The sequence below is a fragment of the Actinomycetota bacterium genome (genome assembly GCA_030774015.1).
In the GTDB taxonomy this organism is placed as follows: domain Bacteria; phylum Actinomycetota; class UBA4738; order UBA4738; family JACQTL01; genus JALYLZ01.
The window spans coordinates 1-25044 of the sequence record JALYLZ010000193.1 but is presented as its reverse complement, the minus strand read 5'-3'; the positions used below and the strand labels follow the sequence as shown (position 1 = coordinate 25044).

The following is a 25044-nucleotide window of genomic DNA, read 5'->3' as shown; positions in this document are numbered from 1 at the left end:
GCCCGGCCGGGCGCCGGACGTCGCGCTCCGGGCCGGCCGCGCTCGGCCCCCGGCCCCGGGCCGCCCAGCCGCTCCATCGGTGGGGGCCAGCGTCTGCGGTTCCGTGGCCGTCTCGGGCGTGACGGTGTCTTCCGTCAGGTCCACGCCGGCGCCCTGCGCCGCGTCCGCCGGCTCGATCGCGGAGGGCTGCGGCCGGGCCCGGAGCGGCTGGGTCTGGCCCGACGGCCTGGCGGCCGGCCGCTTCCCCCGGCTCTGGCCGGGACGTCGCTTCTTCTTCTTGGTCATGCGGTTCCTTTGTCGCCGGCGCCGGTCTGTCTCACGCCGGCTCCTCGGAGGCCGCCGGCGCGGTCCTGCGACGGCGCAGGCGCCCGGCCCCGAAGCGCAGGAACAAGGCAGCGATCACGACGACCGCGAATGCCTCCACGTAGTTCAGGAGGGATCGCCCCAGATTCAGTCGGGTCGGGGAGACCACGTGCACCAGGTGGCCGGAGGGGTCGTGCGCGAACCCCAGCAGGCCTCCTCGCGACCCGGCCTTGCTGACTACGAGGATGCCGCCGCCGACGGCGACGGGGCGGAGCCCGCCTCGACCGGTCCCCCGCTCCCACACCTCGACGTCCGGGGCCTGCTGCAAGGCGGCGACCCGCCCGTCGTCGAGGGCGACATACAGGTACGGCCCCACCACCACGGGAGAGCTGACCACCGTCGAGCTGTCGAACTCGAACCACCAGTCACGCTGGCCGGTCGCAGCGTCCAGCCGGTACAGGCCGGCCTCGGCGCCCGGGAACGTGGCCAACGCGAAGACGTTGCCTCCCGCGGCGGCGGGCGCGGAGAGGGGAAAGAACGGAGAGTTCAGCCGGTCCGACCACAGGCTGACTCCGTCGCGCTCCCGGAGCGCACGGATGGTCTGGTCCGCGAACCCCACGAAGACACGTCCTCCGTCCACGGTCGGCGCGGACCCGTACGTCGGCGGGGCGGACGGCGAGAAAGGTTGCGGCCATGCGGGCTTGCCGGTGTCCTCCTCGAGCGCGAGGACCGTGACGTCCCCGGTGGTCGAGTCTCGTAAGACGGCGAAGACCTTCCCGTCCGCGACCGCCGGAGGCGCGTCGACGGTGCCGGGCCCCGTGAACGGCTTCCAGGCGAACGCATCGGCGGTTGGCCGAAGTCCGGTCACCGGGGCGGTCGAGACCTTGACGGCGTACACGTTTCCCGACCGGTCCCCGAGGAACGCCGTGGGGCCGTCGACGGCCACGCCGCTCGAGGTGACGTCGTCGAGCTGCACCTGCCACAGCAGCGTGGGCTGCGCCGTGTCGAGGTGGTCGTAGGCGACCAGGCGGGAGTCGGTGGCCTTCGTTCCCTGCGTGAACAGGAGCACGTGGTGGCTTCCCACCACGGCCACCGCGGGCATGGCCACCGGGCCGTCCACGCGCGGCAGCTGCCAGGCCTGCCGGCCCGAGCTCAGGTCGACGCCGTAGACCCCGTGTCGCCCTTCGGCGATCACGAGCTTCCCGTCGATCAGCCCCCCGGACAGGACCCGCTCCTTCTCGGGCATCGGGAACTTCCAGGCGAGCCGAAGCGGTGGGAGCGGCTGCCCGCTCGGCACCTGGCCCGTGTGCGCCGCGGTGCCCTGGAACTGGAGCCACGAGTCCTTGGCCCCCGGAGCCCCGAGCGGCGGCGGCGATACCGACGGGACAGGTGTAGCGGACGGGACAGGTGTAGCGGACGGGCTCGGTGTGGCGGACGCACTCGGGGTCGCCGACGGGCTCGGGGTCGCCGTACCCGAGGGACTCGGCGTGGGTGAGCCTGCGGCGCTCGCCGACGATGCGAACACCATGCCGAGGGTCATCACGAACACAATGACCAACGCCACCAGCGCCACAACGCGACGTTCGCCCCGCGCTGACCTGCGGGCTCGGAGCTCATATTGAGTTCGTGCGCGGACCTCCAGCGGAGCCACCCTCGGTAGAGTCGAGGGGCCATTGTAGGGGCCGCAGTATGGGCGGCGTCCGGCCCACAGCGACAGCCGACCGGCCCGGCGGCGGCCTGCGAGTGGTCCACGCTGGGGTCACGAGTCCGGGCGCGGGGGTGCCCTGGCCGGGAGCAGGACCAGCCCACCGCCTCTCGGCCTCGGCCGAGGCGCCGTCGCCTGGCGCCGGAACGGACGGGTACCGGCAGCCGATCCATGCCCGCCGGCGCCCGACCAGAGGCTCGCTGCCTCGCCGTCCGCTCGTGCTTCGGATCGGGGCATCAGGTCGGCCAGATGGACGATGTTCACGAGGCTCCCGCTTCCCAGGAACAGCATCGGGTCGACGTAGTCACCGTTGATCCGGACCCCGAAGTGCAGGTGAGGCGTGGGCACGTCCGGATGTCCGTGTCCGGTTCTGGCGAAGACCTGCCCCCGGCTCAGCTGGTCGCCCTTCTTCACCATCACGGCGGAGAGCCACGAGTAGGAGCTGCGGACGCCGTCCCCGTGGTCGATCGTGGCGAAGAGCGACCCGGCCACGAAGCCGGCGAACGTGACGACACCGTCGGCCGGCGCGTGGATCGGTGTGCCGAATGGCACCGCGATGTCGATGCCCCGGTGTCCGGCGCTGTATGGCGTCGGAGGCGGCTCGAACCCGCGGATGACCGGGCCGACGACCGGCCACGACCAGGTCCCGAACCCGATGTCGCCTCGAGCGGCCGGGGCCGCTCCGACGAAGAGACTTCCAGCCGCGAGGACGCTCCCCGCCGCCAGATACGTGGTGATCTTCCGCATGGGCGCCGCCGTTCCTCATTCGGCACCCGAAAGCCAGCGAATTCGACTCTAGGCCGTCGCCGAGCAAACCGCAGTGAACTGGATCACAGCCAGACGTGAAATTTTCCCGAGTCCTTGAGCCCCCGCCGGCTACTCCGGTGTCTCGATGAGATGGCCCCGGAGCTGATGGACCGCCTTGGTGTGGATCTGGCAGATCCGCGACTCGGTGACGCCCAGGATGTCCCCGATCTCGGCCAGGGTCATACCCTCGAAGTAGTACAGGGTCACGACGACCTTCTCGCGTTCGGACAGCGAGTTGATGGCCGCGGCGAGGAGCCCGCGTGTCTCCTGGCCCTCCAGCCCGGAGATCGGATCCACTCCGGAGTCCGCCAGCGTGTCCAGGAGGGTCACGCCCTCGCCCCGGTCCTCCCCGGTCGCCACGACCTCGTCGAGCGCCATCACCGAGACGAACGAGATCTGGCTGACCATGTCGTGGAGCTCCGTGACGGTCACGCCGAGGTGCTGCGCGATCTCCCCTTCGGTGGGGGCCCGCTTCAGCTTCGCCTCGATGTCGGTGTAGGCCTTCTCGATCTCGCGAGCCTTGAACCGCACGGATCGGGGCACCCAGTCCATGGCCCGGAGCTCGTCGATGATCGCCCCCTTGATCCGAGGGATGGCGTACGTCTCGAACTTGATGGCCCGGCCGAGGTCGAACTTCTCGAGGGCGTCGATGAGCCCGAACATGCCGTACGAGGCGAGGTCGGCCTGCTCCACGGTGGCGGGCAGTCCCGTCGCCACTCGACCGGCCACGTACTTGACCAGCGGGGCGTAGTGCAGGATGAGTCGCTCCCGGGCGTCGTTCGACCCGCGCTCCTTGAACTCACGCCACAGGGCGTCGAGCTCGGCGACCGGCGTGGTGGTCCTCGCCGTGCGCGTCATCGGGCCCTCGGGTGGCTCTCGTGATACGCGGCGAACAGCCGGGCCCGGGACACATGTGTGTATCGCTGGGTCGTGGCGAGGCTGGCGTGGCCGAGCAGTTCCTGGACGGAGCGGATGTCGGCTCCTCCCTCCAACAGGTGGGTGGCGAAGGAATGGCGAAGCACGTGTGGACTCACGTGCCGGCCCGAGAGCACCTTCCGTCCGTATTTTTCCACCATTGCGCGCACGTCGCGCTCCGACATCGGCTTTCTCCGCCGGTTGAAGAAGGCCCGTCTGCTGTCACCGGGAGCCATTCGAGGCCGACCTTGGTCCAGATACGTGCGCAGCGACTGCACGGCGTAGTCCGACAACGGCAGGGACCGTTCCTTGGAGCCCTTGCCCATCACGACCACCCGACGGGTCGAGAGGTCCACGCGATCGACGGTCAGCGAACAGGCCTCGGCCACGCGGAGGCCGGATCCGTACATCAGCTCGAGGATGGCGGCGTCGCGGAGGGACACGGCTTCCTCGACCTCCTGGCCCCGCGTTCCCCTTCCGGAGCCCGAGACCGTGGGGGCTGCGCCACGCTTGGCCGTCACCGGGCCCGAGGTGGCTGCCCGGCGCAGGGTGGCCGGTGCCTCCACCAGCGCCGCCGCCTCGGCTGGCCGGAGCACGGAGGGAAGCCGCGAGCTCACCCGGGGGCGGCCCAGAGAGGCCGCCGGGTCGACGGCAACGTACGCTCGCGAGTGGGCCCAGCGGTAGAACGACCGGATCGAGGCCACTCGACGGGCCACCGACGCCCGGGCGTAGCCCCTGGTGGCCTGCTGCGCGAGGAAACGTCTGAGCGTCGAGTGAGTGGCCGACGCGAACGAGCCGTGCGCTCGATGCAGGAACGCCGCCAGCTGCGTGAGGTCGCGGCGGTAGGCCTCCACGGTGTTCCCGGAAAGATGTCGCTCCAGAGCCAAGTGCCGTCCGAACGCTTCGATGAGCGCGGCGTCGGCGGAGTCGATCTCGAGTGGTTCGGACACGGCTCGCCTTCCGGTAGGTGCGGGCGCAACCGTTCTACCATAGGCCTTCAGGAGGTCAACCAACCCGACGGTCCCCCTGGCAGACACGTCGAGCGATCCCTTTATGCCTGAAGTCGGAGGTGCCCCTTCACGACGTCACCACCAAGCGGCGTTCGACGCGGCCGCCGACGTTGCGGACCAGGCCTCTGAGCTCCAGGGAGACCAGGACGGGGATCACCTCCCCCAGCTCCCAGCCGAGGGACGCGGCCACCTGGTCGGGCAGGGTGGGGCCGGCCAGCACCCCGAGGACGGCGCGCTCTCCGTCCGAGAGCCCCTCCCCCGACGCCGCCCCGCCCTCGCCGCTCAGCCCGCCCCCGCCGAGCGAGGCGCGGGCGGCCTCGGGGTCGATCCGGCCCAGGTCCACCAGCAGGTCCTCGGCGCCCCGGATCATGCCGGCCCCGTCGCGGATCAGGGCCAGCGGGACCTCCGACAGCGGGCTGGTGACCGGACCGGGCACCGCGTAGACGGCTCGCCCCAGATCGAGGGCGTGGTCGGCGGTGATGAGCGAACCGCTGCCCCGAGCTCCCTCCACCACCACGACCGCCTCGGCCAGCGCCGCGATGATGCGGTTGCGGGCCGGGAAACGAAAGGGCTCGGCCGGCACGCCGGGCGGATACTCGCTCACCACCGAGCCCGACGCCGCGATCCGGTCGATGAGCGCCTGGTTCCGCGGTGGGTAGGACTGGTCGATCCCACAACCCAGGACCGCGATGGTGTGCCCTCCTGCCCGAAGCGCACCCTCGTGCGCAGCGGCGTCGATCCCCATGGCCGCGCCGCTGACGACGGTGATTCCCGCACCGGCCAGGCCGGCCCCGATCTCGGTGGCGACCTCGCGGCCCAGTGAAGAGCACCGCCGGGCTCCGACCACGGCCACCCGGGCGGCCGCCGGTTGCAACGGGGCGCCTCGCACGAACAGCGCCGCCGGCGGATCGGCCAGGTCCCCGAGCCAGGGCGAGTACTCGGGCGAACCGGGGAAGGCCACCCGGGCCCCGCACGCTCCCATGGACGCCTCCAGCCGGTCCGGGTCGATGCGCCGGACCCACCGGCGATCCGCCTCGCTCCCCTCGCGGCCGTCGGCCACGGCGGCCAGGCATGCGCGCGCGGTCCCCAGGCGCACCGCGAGCTCGAGCAGGCGGCGGGGGCGGATGCCCTGGAGCGAGGCCAGGACGAGCAGTGCTCGACGATCCGCCCGTGTCGCGACGAACCCGGGCGGCCAGGCCAGCTCGCGCGATCGGCCGTCCCCCGAGAGGTCGTCGGGCGAGAACGGGCCGGGCGAGCCGCGCTCAGACGGCACGGGCGGCCTCCGCTTCCCGCAGGTCCACTCGGTAGGAAAGCGCCTCCGCGAGATGGGCCGCCGAGGCCTGGTCCTCCCCCGCCAGGTCGGCCACGGTCCGTGCCACCTTCAGGGCCCGGTCGAAGCCGCGGCCGGACAGGTTCATGGCGTCCACCGCCCTGGCCAGAAGCCCCTCCGCGTCGGGGGACAGGCGAGCCTCTCGCCGGGCCATCGGGCCGGGCAGCGCCGCATTGCACCGAACCGGGGTCCCCCGGTACCGGTGCTGCTGCCGGTCGCGGGCTGCGGCCACCCGTTCGCGGATGGCGGCGGACGCCTCCCCGGGGGACCGCCCCAGCAGCTCCGTCCGCGACAGCCGGGGCACGAACAGCCGGATGTCCATCCGGTCCAGCAACGGCCCGGACAGCTTGCCCCGGTACGCCTCGACCCGATTGGGCGGGCAGCGGCATGCCCGGCGTGGATCGCCGTCGAACCCGCACGGGCACGGGTTTGCCGCGGCCACCAGGGTGAACCGCGCCGGGAACTCCACCGTCCCGGCGAGCCGGGTCACCACCGCCCGGCCGTCCTCCAATGGCTGCCTGAGCGCTTCCAGGGCATCCCGATGGAACTCGGTGAGCTCGTCCAGGAACAGCACCCCGTTGTGCGCCAGGGAGATCTCGCCGGGGCGCACGTAGCCGCTGCCGCCCCCCAACAGGCCTGCCAGCGACACCGAGTGGTGGGGGGCCCGGAACGGCCGCGCCGTGACCAGCCCGCTGCCGGTGAGGAGGCCGGCCACGGAATGCAGCCGTGTGACCTCGAGCGCCTCGTCCCGAGCCAGCGGCGGCAGGATGGTCGGCAGCCTCCGCGCCAGCATGGTCTTGCCGGCCCCCGGGGAGCCGACCAGCAGGACGTTGTGCCCGCCCGCCGCGGCCACCTCCAGGGCCCGGCGGGCCTGGTCCTGGCCCCGGATCTCGGCGAAGTCGACCCCCCCCCCGCCGCCGCCGCCGAGGAGTCGTCGGGCTCGGCCGGCTCCGGGGTGGGCGGATTCCACTCCCCGCGCAGGAACTCGACGGCCTTGGCCAGCGACGGGGCGCCGACCACCCGGAGCCCCTCCACCAGCGCCGCCTCCCGGGCATTGGCTTCGGGCACCACCACGCCATCCAGCCCGGCCCGGGCCGCCGCGATGGCCACCGCGAGGATGCCCGGCGTGGGCATGAGCGTCCCCTTGAGCGACAGCTCGCCGGAGAACGCGTACCGCTCCAGCAACCCGGCCGGCACCTGGGCCGACGCGGCCAGCACGCCCATGGCGATCGGCAGGTCGAGCCCCGGCCCCTCCTTGCGCAGGTTCACCGGCGAGAGGTTCACCACGACCCGGCGGAGCGGCCACTCCAGGCCGGAGCTCTCCACGGCGGGGCGGACCCGCTCCCGCGCGTCCTGCACCGAGGCCCCCGGCAGTCCGGTCAGGCACAGTGTCGGGAGCCCCCGCCCGATGTGCGCCTCGACTGTGACCGGATGGCCCAGCACGCCGATGACCGCGACGCCCATGACCCGTCCGTACACGACAGCGAGGACCCTAGGGCCCCGCAGTGACACTCACGCCCAGCGACGCGCTGACCTGCGGAAACGACCTACCGAACGCGCAAGCCCTCGTCGAATCGACGTCAGAACGCGTCCTCGAAGACCTCCACGGCCGGCCGCATCCCCGGCCGGGCCAGCACGCTGGCCACGTCGAACCGCACCGCTGCCGGAGCAGCCCGGAGTCCGGCCAGGAAGATCTCCGCCAGCTGCCGGAGCTTGCGCTGCTTCCGCCACGTCACGGCCTCGTGGCCACCCCCGAAGCCGGCGCCGCCCCTCGTCTTCACCTCGCAGAAGACGACGAGCCCGCCGCGTCGAAGGACCAGGTCGAGCTCCCCTGCGGGGCATCGCCAGTTCCTGGCAACGAGGACGAACCCGGCTCCCCGGTACCAGTCCAGCGCGGCGTCCTCGCCCCGACGGCCCAGGGCGCCTCGAGCCGTCTCCATCCCCGCCCGGGTGCCGTCGCCCACGCCGCCACCGTAGACCCGGGCAGTGACACGAACGTCCGGGGAAGCCTTGCGGCGGCGCGGGGTTCAGTCCGGCGGTGGAGCACCGAGCGCGTCGTCCTTGTGGGACAGCTCCTCGATGTTGACATCCCGGGTGGTCATGACCTGGACCCGCTTCACGAACCGGGCCGGCCGGTACATGTCCCACACCCACGCGTCGTTCAGGATCACCTCGAACCAGGGAGACGCCCCTTCGTGCGGGATCACCTCGACGCTGTTGGCCAGGTAGAAGCGGCGTTCGGTCTCCACGACGTAGGTGAACATGGGCAGCACGTCCCGGTACTCCCGGAACAGCTGCATCTCCATGTCGGCCTCGAAGTTCTCGAGCTCCTCTTCGCTCATGGCCACTCCATTATCGGCGTGGCAACGGAATCCCCGTCCGGGCCGAGCTCTTGGCCGAAGCCGTGCGCTGCCGCGAGCGCCGCCACGCCCTTGAACGAGCGCCGGTGGATCGGGCACGGCCCCACGCGCTCCAGCGCCCTCCAGTGCGCCGCGGTCCCATACCCGCGGTTCGTGTCGAACCCGTACTCGGGGAACCGCCGGTGGTAGCGGTCCATCATCCGGTCCCGGGTGACCTTGGCGACGATGCTCGCGGCCGCCACCGACGCCGTGACCGCGTCGCCCTTCTTGATGGAGAGGTGCGGGACGCGGAGCCCGCGCAGCGGGAACCCGTCCGAGAGCACGAAATCGGGCGGCACCGGAAGCTCGCGGAACACCCGCCGCAACAGGAACAGGTTCGAGCGGTGCAGGCCGCGGTGGTCGATGCGCGTGGGCATGACCCGGCACACCGAGACGGCCACGGCCCCCGATCGGATGCGCTCGAACGCCCGCTCCCGCTGCAACGCCGTCAGGACCTTGGAATCGTTGATTCCCTGGAGGTCGAACCCCTCCGGAAGGATGACCGCCGCGGCGAACAGCGGGCCGGCCAGCGCACCGCGACCGGCCTCGTCCGCCCCGGCGATGAGGCGGAAGCCGCGGGCCCGGAGCCGTCGCTCGTACCGGTCCAGGTCCGTTCCCGCACGGTCCGCGCGAATGCCGTTGCTCCTCAACGCTTCCCTCACCCTGCGAGGCGCAATCCTCCGGCCAGCCCTCCGAACCGGGAGGGCGGCCAGATGATGATGAACGCCCTCCCCACCACGTGGTCGATGGGGATCTGTCCCAGCCCGAACCGGGAGTCGTTCGAGTTCACCCGGTTGTCCCCCATGACGAACAGGTGGCCGGCCTCCACCCTCCATGGTCCGAGCGTCCGAGTGTCGCGCTGCTTGTTGAGGTATGGCTCCACCAGCCGCTTCCCGTTGACATACATGACCCCGTCGCGTTCTTCCACCACGTCCCCGGGAACCCCGATCACCCGCTTGATGAAGTCCTCGCACGCCGGGGCCGACACTCCCAGCCCCTCCGTGACCCAGTGGACGAAGGCCGAGACCGGGTTCCGGTGCGGCTCGGGGCACTGGGTCACGGAGGGGCCGGGATTCGAGAACACGATCACGTCCCCCCGCGACGGCCCGTGCAACTTATACGCCAGCTTGTTCACCAGCACCCGGTCGCCCACCTTCAGCGTGGGGTCCATGGACGGGGAGGGGATGTAGAACGCCTGGACCAGGAACGTCTTGATGAGCAGGGCCAAGACGAATGCGATGATGATGAGGGCCGGCAGCTCCTTGAGGAAGCTGAGGGGGCCCTTGCGCTTGCGGTGACGCCCCCGGTCCTCGGGAACGGCCTCCGTGGCCGTGGTCGAATGCGCCGAAGGGGCCGAGGGAGCTGGTGTCGAGGGGACCTCCGTCGTGGGACCCGGCGACGGCGGCGCCGAGGGTGGTGGCGGGGCGGGCGGAGCGGGAGCGGGAGGAGCCGGAGGCGGTGGCGGTGGCTGGTTCGGAGGGTCGGCCGCTTCGGATGGCTGTCGCGACTGTTCCGGCTCCGCGGAGTCGGCCGAGCGCAGGACCACTCCCCTAGCCCTGACCCTCGGCCGGAGTCGGTTCCGGCGCATTCGAGGGTGCAGGGGCGGTGGGGGTCGCCTCGCGGCGTTCCCGGATCCGGGCCCGCTTCCCGCGAAGCTCGCGCAGGTAGTACAGCTTGGCCCGGCGGACCCGGCCCTTCTGCACGATCTCCATCCGGGAGATGGAGGGCGAGTGGACCGGGAAGGTCCGCTCCACGCCCACCCCGAAGGAGATCTTGCGGACCGTGAAGGTCTCGCGGAGGCCGCCGCCGGAGCGGCGGATCACGACGCCCTGGAACACCTGGATGCGCTCGCGTCCGGCCTCGACCACGCGGACGTGCACCTTGACGGAATCGCCCGGCCGGAACTCAGGCAGGTCGTCGCGCAGGCGTGGCTTCTCGATGATGTCGATCTTGTTCATGGCAAGGTGATTGGCCGGGGGCACTGATGATAGCACCCGGTCCCCCGCTGGCCCGGGATCGCTTCCAGGCCCAGCATCGCGTCCGGCCCCCACGGTCTTCAGCCCCATCCCGGTCACGAAGGCGACCACGGTCTCGTCCGACCGGATCACGCCGTGCGCCGCCAGGTCGGCGGCCTGCTCAAGCCCTGCAGGCGGAGCCCGCGCAGGGCACCACGTCGAACCGGGTGACGGTCCCCCCATCGTAGTCGGCCACCCACACCGCCCTGTCGCCGGCCGTCGCGCTGATCGCGATCGGCTGGAGCGCCTCGAAGAGGATCGGGTGGCCGACGATCCGGTTCGTGGAGGGATCGATCTCCCACAGCGCCGTGGTGTGCTCGATCGGATGGAACAGGGTCGGGGAGCTCGACCTCGGCCCGGCGAGAACCCACACTCCCCCCGCTCCGACCGCCGCCGCCTCGGCGCGCGGAACGCGCACCGTCGCGATCGACTCCCCGGTCATCGGGTCGACCCGGACCACGAAGCTCGATGACGGCGAAGTCCCTGAAGAGACCGCCCACAGCGAGCCGTAGCCCGCCGCGACCAGGCCGGTGAACCGCGTGTCCGTCACCTCTCTGGTCGTCGGGTCGACCCGGTCAACGGAAGGCGGGGAGGTGTTCGTCACCCACACTGCGCCGTACGCGTACAACACGGCTCCCGGTCCCGGGCCGACCTTGATGGGGCGGCCGACTACCCGGCCGGTGGCGGGGTCGACCCGGATGAGGTCTCCGTGTTCCCCGGCGATCCTGGTGACCCACACGGAGCCGGCGCCGGTGTCGACTCCCTGGATGGGGCCCCCGACCGCGATCGCGAGCACCACGCGGTCGGTCGCCGGGTCGACCCGATAGAGGATCCCGCGGTCGGCCGTCACCCACACCGCCCCGAACCCGACGGCGACCTGGCTGTAGTCCTCCGTCCCTGGCGTGCTCACCGTGGCGACCACACGCCCAGAGCCGGCGTCCAGTCGGGTCAGCTTGCCGAACCCGGACACCCAGACCGTCCCGTCCTCGACCGCGACGTCGACCGCTCCCGAGGGGATCCGGATGCTGGGGCCGAGGACTGCTCGCACGGCCGGGGATGGAGGCGAGGGTGACACGATTGGCCGGTGGGAGCCTCCGAGCGCGGACAGCAGGGCCAGGGGGAGACCGACGCCGGCGAGGATGAGCACCGCCGCTGCGGCAACCCCGACGGATCGCCGGACACGCCGCGCTCGGGCCCTCCTCATCACGTCGGCGGCGTCCACCTGAAATGTGGGGACATCGGGACGGGTGGTCCCCAAGCGCCTGCGAATCTCATGGTCAGTCTCGGTCACGCTCACCTCCCAGGCTGCTCCGAAGGCTGTCCCGAGCCCGCGCCAGGTGGGTGCGGACAGTCCCCTCGCGGCATCCGAGGATCTCGGCGATCTCCCGGACCGGCAGGTCCATCCGGTACCGGAGGACGACGGTGTGCTGCTGCCGGCGGGGCAGGCGCCGAACCACAGCCCACAGGTCGACGTCGGTTGAGTGCTCCGGGTTCGGACCGGCTTCCACCCGGAGGTGCCGTCTTCGGAGGCCCCGCCGGGCCACGTTCAGGGCAGTAGTCATGACCCACCCTCCCGCCCACGGCTGGGTTCCCAGCCGGTCCCACCGCGCGAACACTCGGGCGAAGGCCTCCTGGGTCGCGTCCTCCGCCAGGGTGGCGTCGCGGCACAGCAGGAACACGGCGCCGAACACGGACTGCGCCTCCCTCTCGTAGAACCGCTCGAACTCGGGGCCGGCTTTCACACGGTTCCTTTCCGGTTCAAGTCCGGAGATCGTCGATCCGCAGACAAGACCGAGGGAAGGCGCCGGTCATTTCCCACCCTCGAAGGCTGGCCGTGTGTGGGCGGGTGGAGCGATCAGCGCTCCGGGAGGAGGTCGGGGCGGTTGCGGCGGGTCTTGTCCAGGGCGGCCTGGCGGCGCCACGCCTCGATGGCGGCGTGGTTCCCGGACATGAGGGCTTCGGGCACGTCCATCCCTCGGAACTCCCGGGGGCGTGTGTAGTGTGGGTGGTCCAGAACCGCCTCCTCGAACGATTCCCGCTGGAGCGACTCCTCCTTGCCCACCACCCCGGGCACCAGGCGGGTCACCGCCTCCAGCACCACCAGCGCGGGGATCTCCCCGCCCGAGAGCACGAAGTCGCCGATGGAGACCTCCTCCGCCGGAAGCCCTTCCGCCACGCGCTCGTCCACGCCCTCGTAGCGGCCGCAGATCAGGACCAGCCAGGGCTCGGCGCTGAGCTCGCGGACCAGGGCCTGGTCCAGCCGCCGGCCGGCCGGAGACAGCAGGATGGTGCGGCGCGCGGTCCCTTCCCCCAGCGATTCCACGGCAGCGAACACCGGCTCCGGCTTCATCACCATCCCCGGTCCGCCCCCGAACGGCTCGTCGTCCACCTGCCGGTGGCGATCGGTGGCGAAGTCGCGGATGTCGTGGACCCGCACGTCCAGCAGGCCGCTCGCGATGGCCCGCCCCAGCAGGCTCTCCCGAAGCGGCCCCTCGAAGATCCCGGGGAAGATGGTGAGGACGTCGACGCGCACTGACGGGTCAGGCTACCTGGGTTGCTCCGGCGCGGTCAGACCGGGGACGTCCCGGACCACCACGCGCCGGGCGGACACGTCCACGGAAACGACGACGTCCTTCAGGGCCGGGACCATGGTCTCGTCGCGATCGTCCTCGTCCGACCGGACGACCCACCAGTCGTTCGCGGGGCCGGACACCACCTCGCGGACCACGCCGAGCTGACGGCCGGACTCCGTGAGGACCTCGCAGCCCTCCAGCTGGTGGGGCCAGAAGGCGCCCTCCGGGGGAGGCGGCACGTCCTCCTCCGGTACGAACATGTACTGGCCGGCCAGGGTTTCGGCGGTGGTGCGGTCCGGAACTCCGCGGAACCTCACCAGCAGGCGGCCGCGGTTCGGCCGAACCTCCTCGATGCTGAGCGTCCTGCCGTTCTCCAGCGTGACGGTGGCGTCGACATCGAAGCGTCCCTCGACCTCGGTGAGCACGAGCACCGCGACCTCGCCGCGGATGCCATGGGCCCGGGTGATCCTCCCGACGGCGACGCGGTGGACCGGGTCGCCGTCCTGGCTCACTCGACGATCTCGACGAACGCGCTCGCCCCGACCCGCGTCCCCGCGGCACGGACCATGGTGCGAAGGGCGCGGGCGGTGCGGCCGCTCCGGCCGATGACCTTGCCCATGTCCTCGGGGTCCACACGCAGCCAAAGCACCAGCCCGCGTTCCCTCTGGGCCGTGGTGACCTCGACGGCGTCCGGATTGTCGACCAGGCTGCGGGCCAGGTACTCGAGGACCTCGATCAGGAGGCCTTCGCCGTCCCGGCCTTGGCCGTCGTCTTCGCCGTCGTCAACTTGGTCCGGGCCGGCTTCGCCGGCTTGCTCGCCTCGAACTTCTCCCAGATCCCCGTCTTGCGGAGCAGGTTCTCCACCGCCTGGCTGGGCTGGGCCCCCTTCGTCAGCCATTCGAGCGCCTTCTCCTCGTCGATCTCGATCAGGGACGGGTCCTCCAGCGGATGGTACTTGCCGATGGCCTCGAGGAACCGGCCGTCCCTGGGGCTGCGCTGGTCGGCCACGACCACCCGGTAGAACGGCCGCTTCTTGGCCCCCAGCCGCCGCAATCTGATCCGAACTGACATGTGAGCGTCTCCCTCTACGACCTCTACGAGATCCCGGGCATCTTCGGCATCCCGGGGATCCGGGGCATCCGCTTGCCGCCCATCATCGATCTCATCATCTTGCGAGCCTGCTCGAACTCCTTGAGCAGCCCGTTGACCTCCTGGGTGTTCGTCCCGGAGCCCCGAGCGATCCGCAGGCGCCGGCTCCCGCCGATGATAGCCGGGTTCCGGCGCTCCTCCACGGTCATCGAGCTGATGATGGCCTCCGCCCGGGCGATCTGCTTGTCGTCGATGTCGAGGTCCTTGAGCTGTCCCAGCCCGCCGCCGCCGCCGGGTATCCCCGGCAGCATGGCCAGCAGGTCCTGGATGGGGCCGAGCTTGCGCATCTCCCGCATCTGCACCAGGAAGTCTTCCAGCGTGAACTGCGCCTTCAGCATGCGCTCGGCCGATTCCCGGGCCGTCTCCTGGTCCATGGTCTTCTCGGCCTTCTCGATCAGGGAGAGCACGTCGCCCATGCCGAGGATCCGCTGGGCCATCCTGTCGGGGTAGAAGGGCTCCAGGTCCGAGGGCTTCTCCCCCACCCCGGCGAAGAAGACGGGCCGGCCGGTCACGTGCGTGATCGACAGGGCCGCGCCGCCCCGCGCGTCGCCGTCCAGCTTCGTCAGCACGAACCCGGTGGTCTCGACCTCCTTCATGAACGCGCGGGCCTGGATGACGGCGTCCTGGCCGGTCATGGCGTCGCAGGCCATCAGCACCTGGTGGGGCCTCGAGGCGTCCTTGACCCGGCGGGCCTCGCGCATCATCTCGGGATCGACGTGTAGGCGCCCGGCCGTGTCCACGATGACCACGTCGAGCCCTTCCCGGCCGGCGTGCTTGAGGGCGTTCCTGGCCACCTTCTCCGGGTCGCGGCCATCGCTCACCACCGGTACCCCGATCTCGCGGCCGAGGGTGAACAGCTGCTCCACCGCGGCGGGGCGCTGGAGGTCCGCCGCCACCAGCAGCGGGTGCTTGCCCTTCTCCTTGAGGTGCAGGGCCAGCTTCGCGCACGCCGTGGTCTTCCCGGAGCCCTGGACGCCGGCCATCATCACGACTGCCGGGTTGGCCGAGGGCAGCTTGAACGGGGTGTGCTCGCCGCCGAGGGTCGTGGTGAGCTCGTCGCGGACCACCTTGATGACCTGCTGGGCCGGGGTGAGGCTCCGCATGACCTCGGCGGAGAGCGCGCGGGCCCGAACCCGGTCCAGGAAGTCGTCCACGGCTTCCACGGAAGCGTCGGCCTCCAGCAGGGCCGTGCGGATGTCCGCGAGGGCGTTGTCCACCTGCTTGGGGTGGAGCTTTCCGCGCGTGCGGAGCTTCCGGAAGACCGCGTCGAGACGGCCGGTCAGGGCGTCGAACATCAGGACGCCATGGTACCGGGCGGCCGATGCGAGGACGGTTCTCATCGGATCGGCGGGGGTGTACAACTGCCCCGCGATGAGTGACCAGCGGGTCGGCTCGGAGATCGCCGGGTACCGGATCGAAGGCGTCGTCGGCCGGGGTGGCATGGGGGTGGTCTACCTCGCTGAGCAGGCCGCCCCACGACGGAAGGTGGCCCTGAAGGTCCTGGCGCCGGACCTGGCCGCCGACCCGAGCTTCCGGGAGCGGTTCGTCCGGGAGTCCGACGCGGCCGCCTCGATCGAGCACCCCAACATCGTGCCCATCCATCAGGCGGGCGAGGCGGACGGAGTCCTGTTCATCGCCATGCGCTACGTGGAGGGAACCGACCTGCGGGCCCTCCTGGACCGCGACGGGCCGCTCCCCGCTGAGCGGGCCGCATCGATCGTGTCCCAGGTCGCGTCGGCGCTGGACGCCGCGCACGAGGTCGGGCTGGTCCACCGCGACGTGAAGCCCGGCAACATCCTGGTCGGCAAGGGGGACCACGCCTACCTCACCGACTTCGGCCTCATCAAGCGCCCCGAGCGCGCCACCTCGCTCACCAAGACCGGCCAGTTCATGGGGTCCATCGAGTACGTGGCTCCCGAGCAGATCCGGGGAGGCACGGTGGACGGGCGGGCGGATGTGTACTCCCTGGGATGCCTGCTGTACGAGTGCCTGACGGGGGAGCCGCCGTTCGCCGGTGAGCAGGAGGTGGCGATCCTGTACGCCCACCTGGAGGAGCCCCCGCCGTCGGTGACCGCGCACCGGCCCGAGCTTCCGCCGGCCATCGACGCGGTCGTGGCGAAGGCCATGGCCAAGCGCCCCGAGGACCGCTACCAGAGCGCCGGCCAGCTGGCGACGGCAGCCGGGGAGGCGCTGAAGGTCGAACCCGCCCCGCCGGCCCCCGCTCCGCCGCCTTCGAAGCGCCGCCGGTCCGGGTTGCTCGTGGGCGCCGTCTCCGCCCTTGCGGTCGTCGCGCTCGTGGCCCTCGGCCTCGCTCTGTCCCGGCATCACCAGGCGGCGACGCCCCCTCGGACCGGCCCGTCCGGGACTGCGACGTCACCGGTGTCCCCACCCCTGAACGCCGTCCTGGAGATCGATCCGGGGTCGGGGAAGATCCTGCACACGGTCCGCATTTCCGGCCTCCGCTTCCTGGTGCACGAGCTCGCGATCGGCGAAGGGGGTGTGTGGATCGTGGTCCCGGAAGGGGGGCCGCCCGGGGTCGTGCACATCGACCAGCGAACCGCCACCGTCCGAGCGACGATCCCCACACAGTCCGAGTTCGGCAACCCGGCACGGCTGGCCGCCGGGTATCAGAGCGTGTGGGTGCCCGTCGCAGGCACCCTCCAGGTGATCGACCCTGCGACCGACCATACCGTGGCCCGGCTCCGTTTTGGCTCTCACGGCACTCCGAGCGCCCTTGCCCTGGGCGACGGCTACGTCTGGGTCGGCTTCACCGATGGATCGTTGCTCCGGATCGACCCGGCAACGAGGACGGCCGTGGACGAGATTCCCGTCGGAGGGAGCATCGATGCGATCGGCGTCGACCGCACGGCGGTCTGGACCATGGACAAACTCGACAACACCATCTCGCGGATCGACCCCGAAAGCTCGAAGGTCACCGGGAGCGTCCACGTGGGGGGCGACCTCACGGCCATGGCGGTCGGCTTCGGGTCCGTCTGGGTCCTCGATTCGTCGGGCGGAACCGTGGTGCCGATTGACGCCGCCGACCTCACAGTTGGGGCGCCGTTCAGGGTGGGGAGCGCACCATTCGACATCGCCGCCGGGCTCGGCGCCGTGTGGGTCACCGACCAGACGGACGGCAGGATCTACCGGATCGACCCCGCGACCCGCGACGTCTCCACCATCCGGGTCAGATCCGGGCTCGGGGCAATGGTCATCGATACGCCCGCCCGGACCCTGTGGGTGGACGTGCCGTAGGGACCAATCCCCGCCGCGAGAGGGGCGCCGCGGGCGATTTCTACCTGCGGACCAGGCGGTCGGCGAACAGCTTTGGATCAAATGGCTCCAGGTCGTCCAGCGTCTCGCCGGTGCCGATGAACTTGACGGGGACGCCCAGCTCTTCCCGAACCGCCAGGACGATTCCCCCCTTCGCGGTCCCGTCCATCTTGGTGAGGACGATGCCGGTGACCTGCACGGCCTCGGTGAACACGCGAGCCTGCTGGATGCCGTTCTGGCCGGTGGTGGCGTCGAGGACCAGCAGGACCTCCTCCACGTCGCCGGCGGCCTTCTCCAGGACCCGCTTCACCTTGGCCAGCTCGTCCATCAGCGGCTGGCGCGTGTGCAGCCTCCCGGCGGTGTCCACCACCAGCACGTCGGAACCGCGGGCCCGGGCCGCCTGCACCGCGTCGTACGCCACCGCGCCCGGGTCGGCGCCCCGTGACTGCGCCACCAGGTGCGCGCCGGCGCGATCGGCCCACACGGTGAGCTGCTCGGCCGCCGCTGCGCGGAAGGTGTCGCTGTTGGCCAGGCTGACCTTCATCCCTTCGCGGCCCAGCATCGCGGCGAGCTTCCCGATCGTGGTAGTCTTCCCCGCGCCGTTCACGCCCACCACCATCAGCACCGTGAGCTCACCCCGCTCGAGGTGCAGTTGCGTCCCGTTGCCGAGGGCGCCGGCGATCTCGTCCGCCAGGACGTCGACGGGGTCGGCCGCGGACTCGAAGCCCTCCCGAACCCGCTCCACGATCCGCTCGGCCGCCCTGGGGCCGACGTCGGCCCGAACCAGGACGTCCTCCAGGTCCTTCCAGGTGTCGCCGGTGGGGGCGCCTCCAGCGAAGAGCGCCCGGATCCGCGACCCCAGTCCCTCCACCCGGGCGCGGGCTGGCGCCTCTGCCGGCGTCGGAGCGGGAGCTTGGGCTGCGGCCTCGCGGGCCTCGGCGACGGCCCGCCCGCTCTCCGGAGGGGGAGCACCCCTCCGCCGGGCCCGCCGGGGTGGCCCCACCAGGAAGAAGAGGACGGCTCCAAGCACCACGAGCGCGGCGATCACGACGATGGTGACGGTCACGGTTCCAGGCTATCGAAGGAGCTACCGAACCGTGTCGGGCTCGGGCAAGGGCTCGGGCTGCGGCTCGGGCTCGGGGATCACGACCACGTCGTCCCCCTCCGACCGTCCCTGCGGATGCTCCAGGCGCTGGCAGACCACGGTCGAGGAGCCCTCCCGGCCCATCGACACACCGTACAGCACGTCGGCGACCTCCATGGTTCGCTTCTGGTGGGTGACCACCAGGACCTGCGAGGTCTGGGCGAACCCCTTGATCAGGTCCAGGAACCGGTGCAGGTTCACGTCGTCCAGGGCCGCCTCCACCTCGTCCAGCAGGTAGAAGGGGCTCGGCCGGGCCCGGAAGATCGCGAACAGGAACGCCAGCGCGGTCAGCGCGCGCTCCCCTCCCGACAGCAGCGAGATCCGCTTCACGCGCTTGCGCCCCGGCCGGGCCTCCACCTCGATCCCGGTCGACAGCAGATCCGCCTCATCCGTCAAGAGCAGCCTTCCCTCGCCTCCCGGGAACAGGCCGCCGAACAGCCGGCGGAACTCCGCGTCCACGTCCCGGAACGCAGCCTCGAATAGCGTGGTGATCTCCTCATCCACCCGCCGGATGACCTCCAGGAGGTCGCGGCGGGCCTTGCGGACGTCGTCGATCTCCCGGGCCAGGAAGTCGTGGCGTTCCTGGAGGGCCGAGTACTCGCCGCCGGCCAGCAGGTTCACCTTCCCCAGCAGTCCCAGGCGGCGGGCCACCAGCTCGGAACGGCGCTCCAGGGCGTGCGGGGTGTCCTCGTCGGTCAACTGCCCCAGGGCCTGGTCGAGGTCGCGGCCGTGCCCGTCCCGGAGCAGCCGCTCGGCCTCGTCGATGCGCCGCTCCAGGTCCGCCCGGTCGCGGTCCTGGCGTTCATATTCCTCACGCAGGCGGTCCAGCTCCGCGGCCCGCTCGCGCCACGCCCGGTTCGCCGTGGCCTCGGCCTCGGTGGTGTCGCGGTCCCGCCCGGCAGCACCGTTTCGCCCGTTCGCCGCCTCGTCCAGCCCGTCCTCGGCGGCCCGAAGGGCGAACTCGGCGTGGCGGCGGCTCTCCTCCGCGGCTTCCAGCGCTTCCTGGAGCACCCGGGGGTCCGTACCCGCGAGGGCCTCGCGCTCCCGGTGCAGCCGGGCCAGGGACTCCTCCAGGCGGGTCCGGTCCCGGCGGAGCGTTTCCACCTCCACGCGAAGGGCCATCGGGGGCTCGGGAGAGGACGGAAGCGACGGAAGCTCCTGGTGGTGGACGGGCTGTCCGGCGGCCAGGCTCTCCCGCCACGCCGCGGCCGCGTCGTCCAGGCCACCCAGTCGCTCGGCCAGCAGCTCCTCCTCCTTGGCCAGCGAGGAAAGGTCCGCGCCCAGCCGGCCCATCCGGTCCGCGGCCGCGGTGATCATGGCGTCGTGGCGGTCGAGCTCCGCGCCGACGGACTCGGCCTCCCGGCGAAGCTCCTCCAGCCGCGCCGCCTTCGGCCGGAGGGCCGCGCGGGCCCCCGCCAGCTCGCGGTCGACCGCCTGGACCTCGATCCGCAGGGCCTGGGCCCGTGCGTCGGACTCGGCCGCGGTGCGGACCATGGCCGGGCCGACCAGGATGCCGTCGGTGGTGACGAACGAGCAGCGAGGGTGGGCGCGCTGCCTGGCCTCCGCCTCGCTCAGGCTGCCGGCCAGGTAGACGTCGCGGAGCACCAGCGACACCAGGGCCCGGGCGGACGGCTCCGCGCCGATCGCCGAGGACAGGCTCCGTTCCCCGGGAAGAGCGGGAGCCGGCGGGACGTCGAAGGGGACCCCGAGCAGGGCTCCTTCTCCACCGGGCGCATCCGCCAGCGCGGACTCGCGGTCCGCGTACACCACGGCATCGGCGAACGGCCCCAGGGCCGCGGCCAGCGCGCGCTCCAGGCCGGGCTCGACCCGGACCAGGTCTCGGAGCAGCCCCACCGCCCGGCCGCGGTGCGCCGCCAGGAACCGCGACCCGGGGGTCTCCTCCATGTCCAGGCGCCGCGCCTCCAGCAGCGAGCGGCGGTGCTCCAGCCCGCGGATGGCCTCCTCGAGCGAGGCCGCCTCCGCCTGAAGCTGCTGCCGCTCCCGCTCCAGGCGGCCCTGGCGCTCCGACAGCGGGGTCTCCGCGGCGTCCAGGCGCTCGATGTCGGACTCCAGGGCCTCCTGTTCCTCTCGGGCCGCTGCGATGCGCGTTCGAACTTCGGCCAGCCCGTGCTCCAGCCGTTCCCGTTCCCGCTCGGCGGAGGCCAGCGAACGCTGGAGCGTCTCGATCTCCGCCCTTCGCACCGCGGCGTCCTCGCTCAGGCGGCGGCGCTCCTCCTCCGCCTCCCGGCGAGCCCGCTCCGCGGCATGGTGCTCCCGCTCGGCCCCCTCCAGCTCGCGTTCACGTTCCTCCAGGGCGGACACGGTCTCGGCCAGCGCGGCGTCGGCCCGGGCCAGGTCCTCGTCGATCGTGGAGCGGCGGGCGGCATGGGTCGCGGCCTGGGCCAGCCCGGACCGCGCCTCGGACACCCGATCCACCGCCGCCCGGAGCGAGCGCTCCGCCTCCGATCGCGCCTCCTCCGCGGCTCGGTGGGCCGCCTCGGCCTCGCGGAGCGCGGCGGACGCCTCCTCGCGGTCGGCCGCGATCGCGGCCAGCTCGGCGTCCAGCGCCTCCAGCCGTTCCCGGGCCTGGGCCCGGCGAGCCACGCCCTCCTCCCATCCGGCCAGCCGGTCCTTCCGCTCGGCGTGCAGCACCCGCAGCCGGGCCGCCGCCAGGCGCCACGCCAGCTCGCCGGCCTGCGAGGTCAGCTGCTCGTGCCGGGTGGCCATCTCGGCCTGCTGCTTGAGCGGCCGGAGCTGCCGCCGAAGCTCCCCCAGGACGTCCTGGAGCCGCAGCAGGTCCTGCTCGAGCGACCCCAGCCTGCGCTCCGCCCGCTCCCGGCGGCGGCGGTGCTTGGCGATCCCGGCGGCCTCCTCGACATATTGGCGGCGCTCCTCCGGCCGCGCCGTGAGCACGTCCTCCAGCTGGCCCTGCCCCACCACGGTGTGCAGGGCCCGCCCGACCCCCGCCGCCGAGAGCAGCTCCTGGATGTCCAGCAGGCGGCAGGCCTGGCCGCCGATGCGGTACTCGCTCTCCCCGGAACGGAAGATGGTCCGGCTGATCTCGAGCTCCGCCAGCGGAACCGGGATCACCCCGGCCGAGTTGTCGATGACCAGGTGGACCTCCGCCATGCCGAGCGCCGCCCGCGCCGGGCTCCCCGCGTAGATGACGTCGGCCATGTGGCCGCCGCGCAGCGCCCGCGGGCCCTGCTCGCCGAGGACCCAGGAGATCGCGTCCACCAGGTTGGACTTGCCGCTCCCGTTGGGGCCGACGATGACGCTGATGCCGGGGGTGAACTCGAGGGAGGTCTTGTCCGCGAACGACTTGAAGCCGCGGAGGGTCAGCGAGCGGAGGAACATTGGAGGCGATGCTAACAAGGATGTGATTCGGAGTCTCGCAAGGCCGGGAAACCCGGCTGGCGTTGGGGCCGGGCCCTTCAGCGTTCTACTCGGAAGTCCTTGTCACCTGCCGGCTCTTCGTCGGTCGCTTCCACTTCTTCCACCTGGGCCCATCGCGTTCCTTCTCGGCACCACTGGACCATGTTGTCCACGGCTTCTTCGGGGCCTTCGAAGGCTGCTTCGACTCTTCCGTCGGGGAGGTTTCTCACGAAGCCGGCGAGGCCGAGCTGGCGGGCGCGGTTGGCGCATTCGGCTCGGTAGAAGACTCCTTGGACTCGGCCGGAGACGTGGAGGTGGACTCGCTTCAGGGTTCCGGCCACAGCTCGAGGGAGATGTCGAGGGCCGGGGCGGAGTGGGTGATGCGGCCGACGGAGATGAGGAGGCGGCCGGCTCCGGCGATGCCGGCGATGCGCTCCAGGGCCACGCCGCCGGACACTTCCAGGGGAACCCGGTCGCCGGCCAGGTCGACGGCTCGCTTCACGGTGTCGAGGTCGGCGTTGTCGAGCAGCACCGCGTCGGCGCCGGCCCCCAGCGCCTCCTCCAGCTCCTCCAGCGTCTCCACCTCCACCTCCACCCGCAGGCCGTGCGGGACTCCTGCCCGGGCCCGCCGAACGGCTTCGCGCACCCCGCCGGCCAGCCGGACGTGGTTGTCCTTGATCAGCACCCCGTCGGAGAGGCCGAACCGGTGGAGGCGTCCGCCGCCGGCCTCCACGGCGTAGCGCTCCAGCGATCGCAGGCCGGGAAGCGTCTTGCGGGTGCACAGGACCACGGACGCCGTCCCCGAGCAGGCGTCCACGAACCTCCGGGTCAGCGTGGCCACCCCCGAGAGGTGCGTCAGGAAGTTCAGCGCCACCCGCTCCGCGGCCAGGATCGACCGCCCGGGTCCGCGAACCTCCCCCAGCACGGTGTCCGGCCCCACCGGGTCGCCGTCCGCGACCTCCCACGACACCTCGATGCGGGGATCCACGGCCCGGAACACCCGCTCCGCCACGGGCAGTCCCGCGACGACGCCGCCGGCCCGTCCCTCGAAGCGCCCGCCGGCCACGGCACCCTCGGCCACCACCGCCCTCGAGGTGATGTCGCCGCCAGGCCCGAGGTCCTCGTCCAGGGCCCGGCGGATCACCTGATTGACGTCACGGGGGACCGTCGCCACCCAAGCAGTGTAGGCCCGGTCCCTCCCCCACCGGACGGTGAGCGGCGGCCACCGCCGGTATCCTTGACGCCGAGAGATCCCATGGTCGCAACCGAAGAAGCGCTCACCGAACCCCGCGAGTACGACTCCTGGGCCGAGGAAGTCCACCGGCTGGCCAGGGAGCGCGACGCCGTGATCCTGGCGCACAACTACCAGGTGCCGTGGATCCAGGACGTGGCCGACTTCGTGGGCGACTCGCTGGAGCTCTCCCGCCAGGCCGCCCGCACCGGGGCCGCCGAGATCGTGTTCTGCGGCGTCCACTTCATGGCCGAGACCGCCGCGATCCTGTCCCCGGGCAAGCGGGTGCTGATCCCCGACCTCGAGGCCGGATGCTCGCTGGCCGCCACCATCGACGCGGAGCAGCTCCGGGCCTGGAAGGCGGAGCACCCCGGCGCAGTCGTGGTCGCCTACGTGAACACCACCGCCGCGGTGAAGGCGGAGGCCGACGTCTGCTGCACCTCGGCGAACGCAGCGGAGGTGGTCCGGAGCATCCCCGAGGACCGCGAGATCCTGTTCCTCCCCGACATGTTCCTGGGGGCCCACGTGGAGCGGGTCACCGGGCGGAAGCTGCACCTGTGGATGGGCGAGTGCCACGTCCACGCCGGCATCGGGCCGCAGGAGCTGGTCGGGCTGACCCGCGAGCATCCCGGCGCCGAGCTGCTCATCCATCCCGAGTGCGGATGCGCCAGCCAGGCCCTCTGGATGGCCTCCTCCGGCGAGCTCCCGCCCGAACGGACCCACATCCTGTCGACCGGCGGGATGATCCGCCACGGGCAGGCCCACCAGGGCGGGAAGTTCATCGTCGCGACGGAGACGGGCATCCTGCACCGCCTCCGCCTGGACAACCCCACCGGGCAGTACATGGCCGCGAACGAGGACGCCGTGTGCCGGTACATGAAGACGATCACCCCGGCCAAGCTCCTGCGGACCCTCCGAGAGAGTGTGTTCGAGGTGACGGTGCCGGAGGACGTGGCCGCCCGGGCCCGCTCCGCCATCGAGCGCATGATCGCCCTGGGCTAGCCTCCGGCGCTGCGCGTCCGCAACCCCATCCCGTCACAATGGCCCCAGCCGCACGAAGGGGATGAGCGATGCCGTGTGCCAGGTGTGACCGTGAGCCGGACGCCGACCTGATCCGGTGGTCGGAACAGGACTCCAAGGAGGAGCTCGCGAGCTTCATGCTGTGCCCGGAGTGCAGCTACGGGCTGAACACGCTGCTCGCGGCGTACGTGGCCAACCGCGACGCCGCGCCGGCACCCTCATAGGAGGCCCGCCGTGCCCGGGTACGACCCGAAGACGGCGCTGGTCGTCGTCGACGTCCAGAACGACTTCGCCGATCCCGCGGGGTCGCTCTACGTCCGCGGCGGCGGGGACGTCGTCCCCGTCGTGAACCGCGCGATCGCCGAGGCTCGGGCGGGCGGCGCCCTGGTCGTCTACAGCCAGGACTGGCACCCGGAGTCCACACCCCACTTCGCCAAGGACGGCGGTATCTGGCCGGTGCACTGCGTGGGCGGCACGTGGGGGGCCGAGTTCCATCCCGGCCTCGACGTCGGGCCGGGCCCCGAGGTCCTCCGCAAGGGGACGGGCGGCGAGGACGGCTACTCGGTGTTCACGGTCCGCGATCCCGAGACCGGCGAGCAGGCCCCTACCGCGCTCGAGCGGAACCTCCGCGATCACGGCGTCGAGCGCCTGGTGATCGCGGGCCTGGCCACGGACTACTGCGTGAAGGACACCGCCCTGGATGCGCTGCGGCTGTACTTCGACGTGACGGTGCTCCAGGACGCCATCCGCGCCGTGAACATCCAGGAAGACGACGGCGCCCGCGCCGTGCAGGCG

General features: G+C 71.9%; 25 protein-coding genes and 2 pseudogenes. 4 read left to right on the top strand and 23 right to left on the bottom strand.

Features of this window, described 5'->3' with window-relative positions; all coding sequences use genetic code 11:
- The 19 genes and pseudogenes from M3Q23_18475 to ffh all read right to left on the bottom strand — a co-directional run.
- The coding region (locus M3Q23_18475) for a hypothetical protein (protein MDP9344035.1) at positions 1-285 on the bottom strand (285 nt) is incomplete at its 3' end.
- Positions 286-316: 31 nt separating this feature from the next.
- Positions 317-1549, bottom strand: coding sequence for a PQQ-binding-like beta-propeller repeat protein (locus M3Q23_18470; protein ID MDP9344034.1), 1233 nt, complete (start codon positions 1547-1549; stop codon positions 317-319).
- Positions 1550-2062: 513 nt separating this feature from the next.
- Positions 2063-2755, bottom strand: a complete 693-nt coding sequence (locus M3Q23_18465) for a M23 family metallopeptidase (protein ID MDP9344033.1) — start codon at positions 2753-2755, stop codon at positions 2063-2065.
- Between the two features lie 129 nt (positions 2756-2884).
- On the bottom strand, positions 2885-3673 hold the full coding sequence (gene whiG, locus M3Q23_18460; GenBank protein ID MDP9344032.1) for an RNA polymerase sigma factor WhiG: 789 nt from the start codon (positions 3671-3673) through the stop codon (positions 2885-2887).
- Positions 3670-4680: a tyrosine recombinase gene (locus M3Q23_18455; GenBank protein MDP9344031.1), complete on the bottom strand. Its 1011-nt coding sequence runs from the start codon at positions 4678-4680 to the stop codon at positions 3670-3672. The genes whiG and M3Q23_18455 overlap by 4 nt, the downstream gene beginning before the upstream one ends.
- 127 nt (positions 4681-4807) lie before the next feature.
- The gene (gene dprA / locus M3Q23_18450; GenBank protein ID MDP9344030.1) at positions 4808-6013 is read right to left on the bottom strand and encodes a DNA-processing protein DprA; all 1206 of its coding nucleotides are present in this window, start codon (positions 6011-6013) and stop codon (positions 4808-4810) included.
- Positions 6003-7534 (bottom strand): annotated as a pseudogene (locus M3Q23_18445) (YifB family Mg chelatase-like AAA ATPase). Before M3Q23_18445 ends, dprA begins: the two are co-directional and overlap by 11 nt.
- Positions 7535-7650: 116 nt before the next feature.
- Positions 7651-8034, bottom strand: coding sequence for a YraN family protein (locus tag M3Q23_18440; GenBank protein MDP9344029.1), 384 nt, complete (start codon positions 8032-8034; stop codon positions 7651-7653).
- Between the two features lie 63 nt (positions 8035-8097).
- Positions 8098-8412 (bottom strand): DUF2469 domain-containing protein, encoded by a 315-nt coding sequence (locus M3Q23_18435; GenBank protein MDP9344028.1) that lies wholly within the window; start codon positions 8410-8412, stop codon positions 8098-8100.
- Complete coding sequence (locus M3Q23_18430; protein MDP9344027.1) at positions 8409-9131, bottom strand: ribonuclease HII; 723 nt, start codon at positions 9129-9131, stop codon at positions 8409-8411. The genes M3Q23_18435 and M3Q23_18430 overlap by 4 nt, the downstream gene beginning before the upstream one ends.
- Positions 9128-9697, bottom strand: coding sequence for a signal peptidase I (gene lepB / locus M3Q23_18425; GenBank protein MDP9344026.1), 570 nt, complete (start codon positions 9695-9697; stop codon positions 9128-9130). The genes M3Q23_18430 and lepB overlap by 4 nt, the downstream gene beginning before the upstream one ends.
- Positions 9698-10019: 322 nt before the next feature.
- A complete protein-coding gene (rplS, locus tag M3Q23_18420; protein MDP9344025.1) occupies positions 10020-10427 on the bottom strand; it encodes a 50S ribosomal protein L19 in 408 nt (135 codons plus the stop codon).
- A 178-nt stretch (positions 10428-10605) separates the two neighbouring features.
- Positions 10606-11775: a hypothetical protein gene (locus tag M3Q23_18415; GenBank protein MDP9344024.1), complete on the bottom strand. Its 1170-nt coding sequence runs from the start codon at positions 11773-11775 to the stop codon at positions 10606-10608.
- A complete protein-coding gene (locus M3Q23_18410) occupies positions 11762-12226 on the bottom strand; it encodes a sigma-70 family RNA polymerase sigma factor (protein ID MDP9344023.1) in 465 nt (154 codons plus the stop codon). The genes M3Q23_18415 and M3Q23_18410 overlap by 14 nt, the downstream gene beginning before the upstream one ends.
- Positions 12227-12339: 113 nt before the next feature.
- Positions 12340-13017, bottom strand: a complete 678-nt coding sequence (gene trmD / locus M3Q23_18405; GenBank protein MDP9344022.1) for a tRNA (guanosine(37)-N1)-methyltransferase TrmD — start codon at positions 13015-13017, stop codon at positions 12340-12342.
- A 12-nt stretch (positions 13018-13029) separates the two neighbouring features.
- Positions 13030-13569, bottom strand: coding sequence for a ribosome maturation factor RimM (gene rimM / locus M3Q23_18400; GenBank protein ID MDP9344021.1), 540 nt, complete (start codon positions 13567-13569; stop codon positions 13030-13032).
- Positions 13566-13796, bottom strand: a complete 231-nt coding sequence (locus M3Q23_18395) for a KH domain-containing protein (protein MDP9344020.1) — start codon at positions 13794-13796, stop codon at positions 13566-13568. The genes rimM and M3Q23_18395 overlap by 4 nt, the downstream gene beginning before the upstream one ends.
- Positions 13793-14128 (bottom strand): 30S ribosomal protein S16, encoded by a 336-nt coding sequence (gene rpsP / locus M3Q23_18390; GenBank protein MDP9344019.1) that lies wholly within the window; start codon positions 14126-14128, stop codon positions 13793-13795. The genes M3Q23_18395 and rpsP overlap by 4 nt, the downstream gene beginning before the upstream one ends.
- A 23-nt stretch (positions 14129-14151) precedes the next feature.
- Positions 14152-15546, bottom strand: a complete 1395-nt coding sequence (gene ffh, locus M3Q23_18385) for a signal recognition particle protein (protein MDP9344018.1) — start codon at positions 15544-15546, stop codon at positions 14152-14154.
- A 31-nt stretch (positions 15547-15577) separates the two neighbouring features.
- Here ffh and M3Q23_18380 point away from each other — a divergent pair.
- Positions 15578-16363, top strand: a pseudogene (locus M3Q23_18380) (protein kinase).
- Between the two features lie 1138 nt (positions 16364-17501).
- On the opposite strand, the gene ftsY reads toward M3Q23_18380, so the two are convergent.
- From ftsY to nadC, 4 genes are all read right to left on the bottom strand, one after another.
- The gene (gene ftsY / locus M3Q23_18375; GenBank protein MDP9344017.1) at positions 17502-18545 is read right to left on the bottom strand and encodes a signal recognition particle-docking protein FtsY; all 1044 of its coding nucleotides are present in this window, start codon (positions 18543-18545) and stop codon (positions 17502-17504) included.
- 21 nt (positions 18546-18566) lie between these two features.
- The gene (gene smc / locus M3Q23_18370) at positions 18567-21980 is read right to left on the bottom strand and encodes a chromosome segregation protein SMC (GenBank protein MDP9344016.1); all 3414 of its coding nucleotides are present in this window, start codon (positions 21978-21980) and stop codon (positions 18567-18569) included.
- Between the two features lie 77 nt (positions 21981-22057).
- A complete protein-coding gene (locus M3Q23_18365) occupies positions 22058-22339 on the bottom strand; it encodes an acylphosphatase (GenBank protein MDP9344015.1) in 282 nt (93 codons plus the stop codon).
- A complete protein-coding gene (gene nadC, locus M3Q23_18360; protein ID MDP9344014.1) occupies positions 22324-23172 on the bottom strand; it encodes a carboxylating nicotinate-nucleotide diphosphorylase in 849 nt (282 codons plus the stop codon). The genes M3Q23_18365 and nadC overlap by 16 nt, the downstream gene beginning before the upstream one ends.
- Positions 23173-23253: 81 nt before the next feature.
- Here nadC and nadA point away from each other — a divergent pair, with 81 nt between their 5' ends.
- The 3 genes from nadA to M3Q23_18345 all read left to right on the top strand — a co-directional run.
- Positions 23254-24231, top strand: coding sequence for a quinolinate synthase NadA (gene nadA, locus M3Q23_18355; GenBank protein MDP9344013.1), 978 nt, complete (start codon positions 23254-23256; stop codon positions 24229-24231).
- 68 nt (positions 24232-24299) lie between these two features.
- Positions 24300-24473, top strand: a complete 174-nt coding sequence (locus M3Q23_18350) for a hypothetical protein (protein ID MDP9344012.1) — start codon at positions 24300-24302, stop codon at positions 24471-24473.
- Between the two features lie 10 nt (positions 24474-24483).
- Positions 24484-25044: isochorismatase family protein (locus tag M3Q23_18345; protein ID MDP9344011.1), on the top strand; the 561-nt coding region annotated here is incomplete at its 3' end.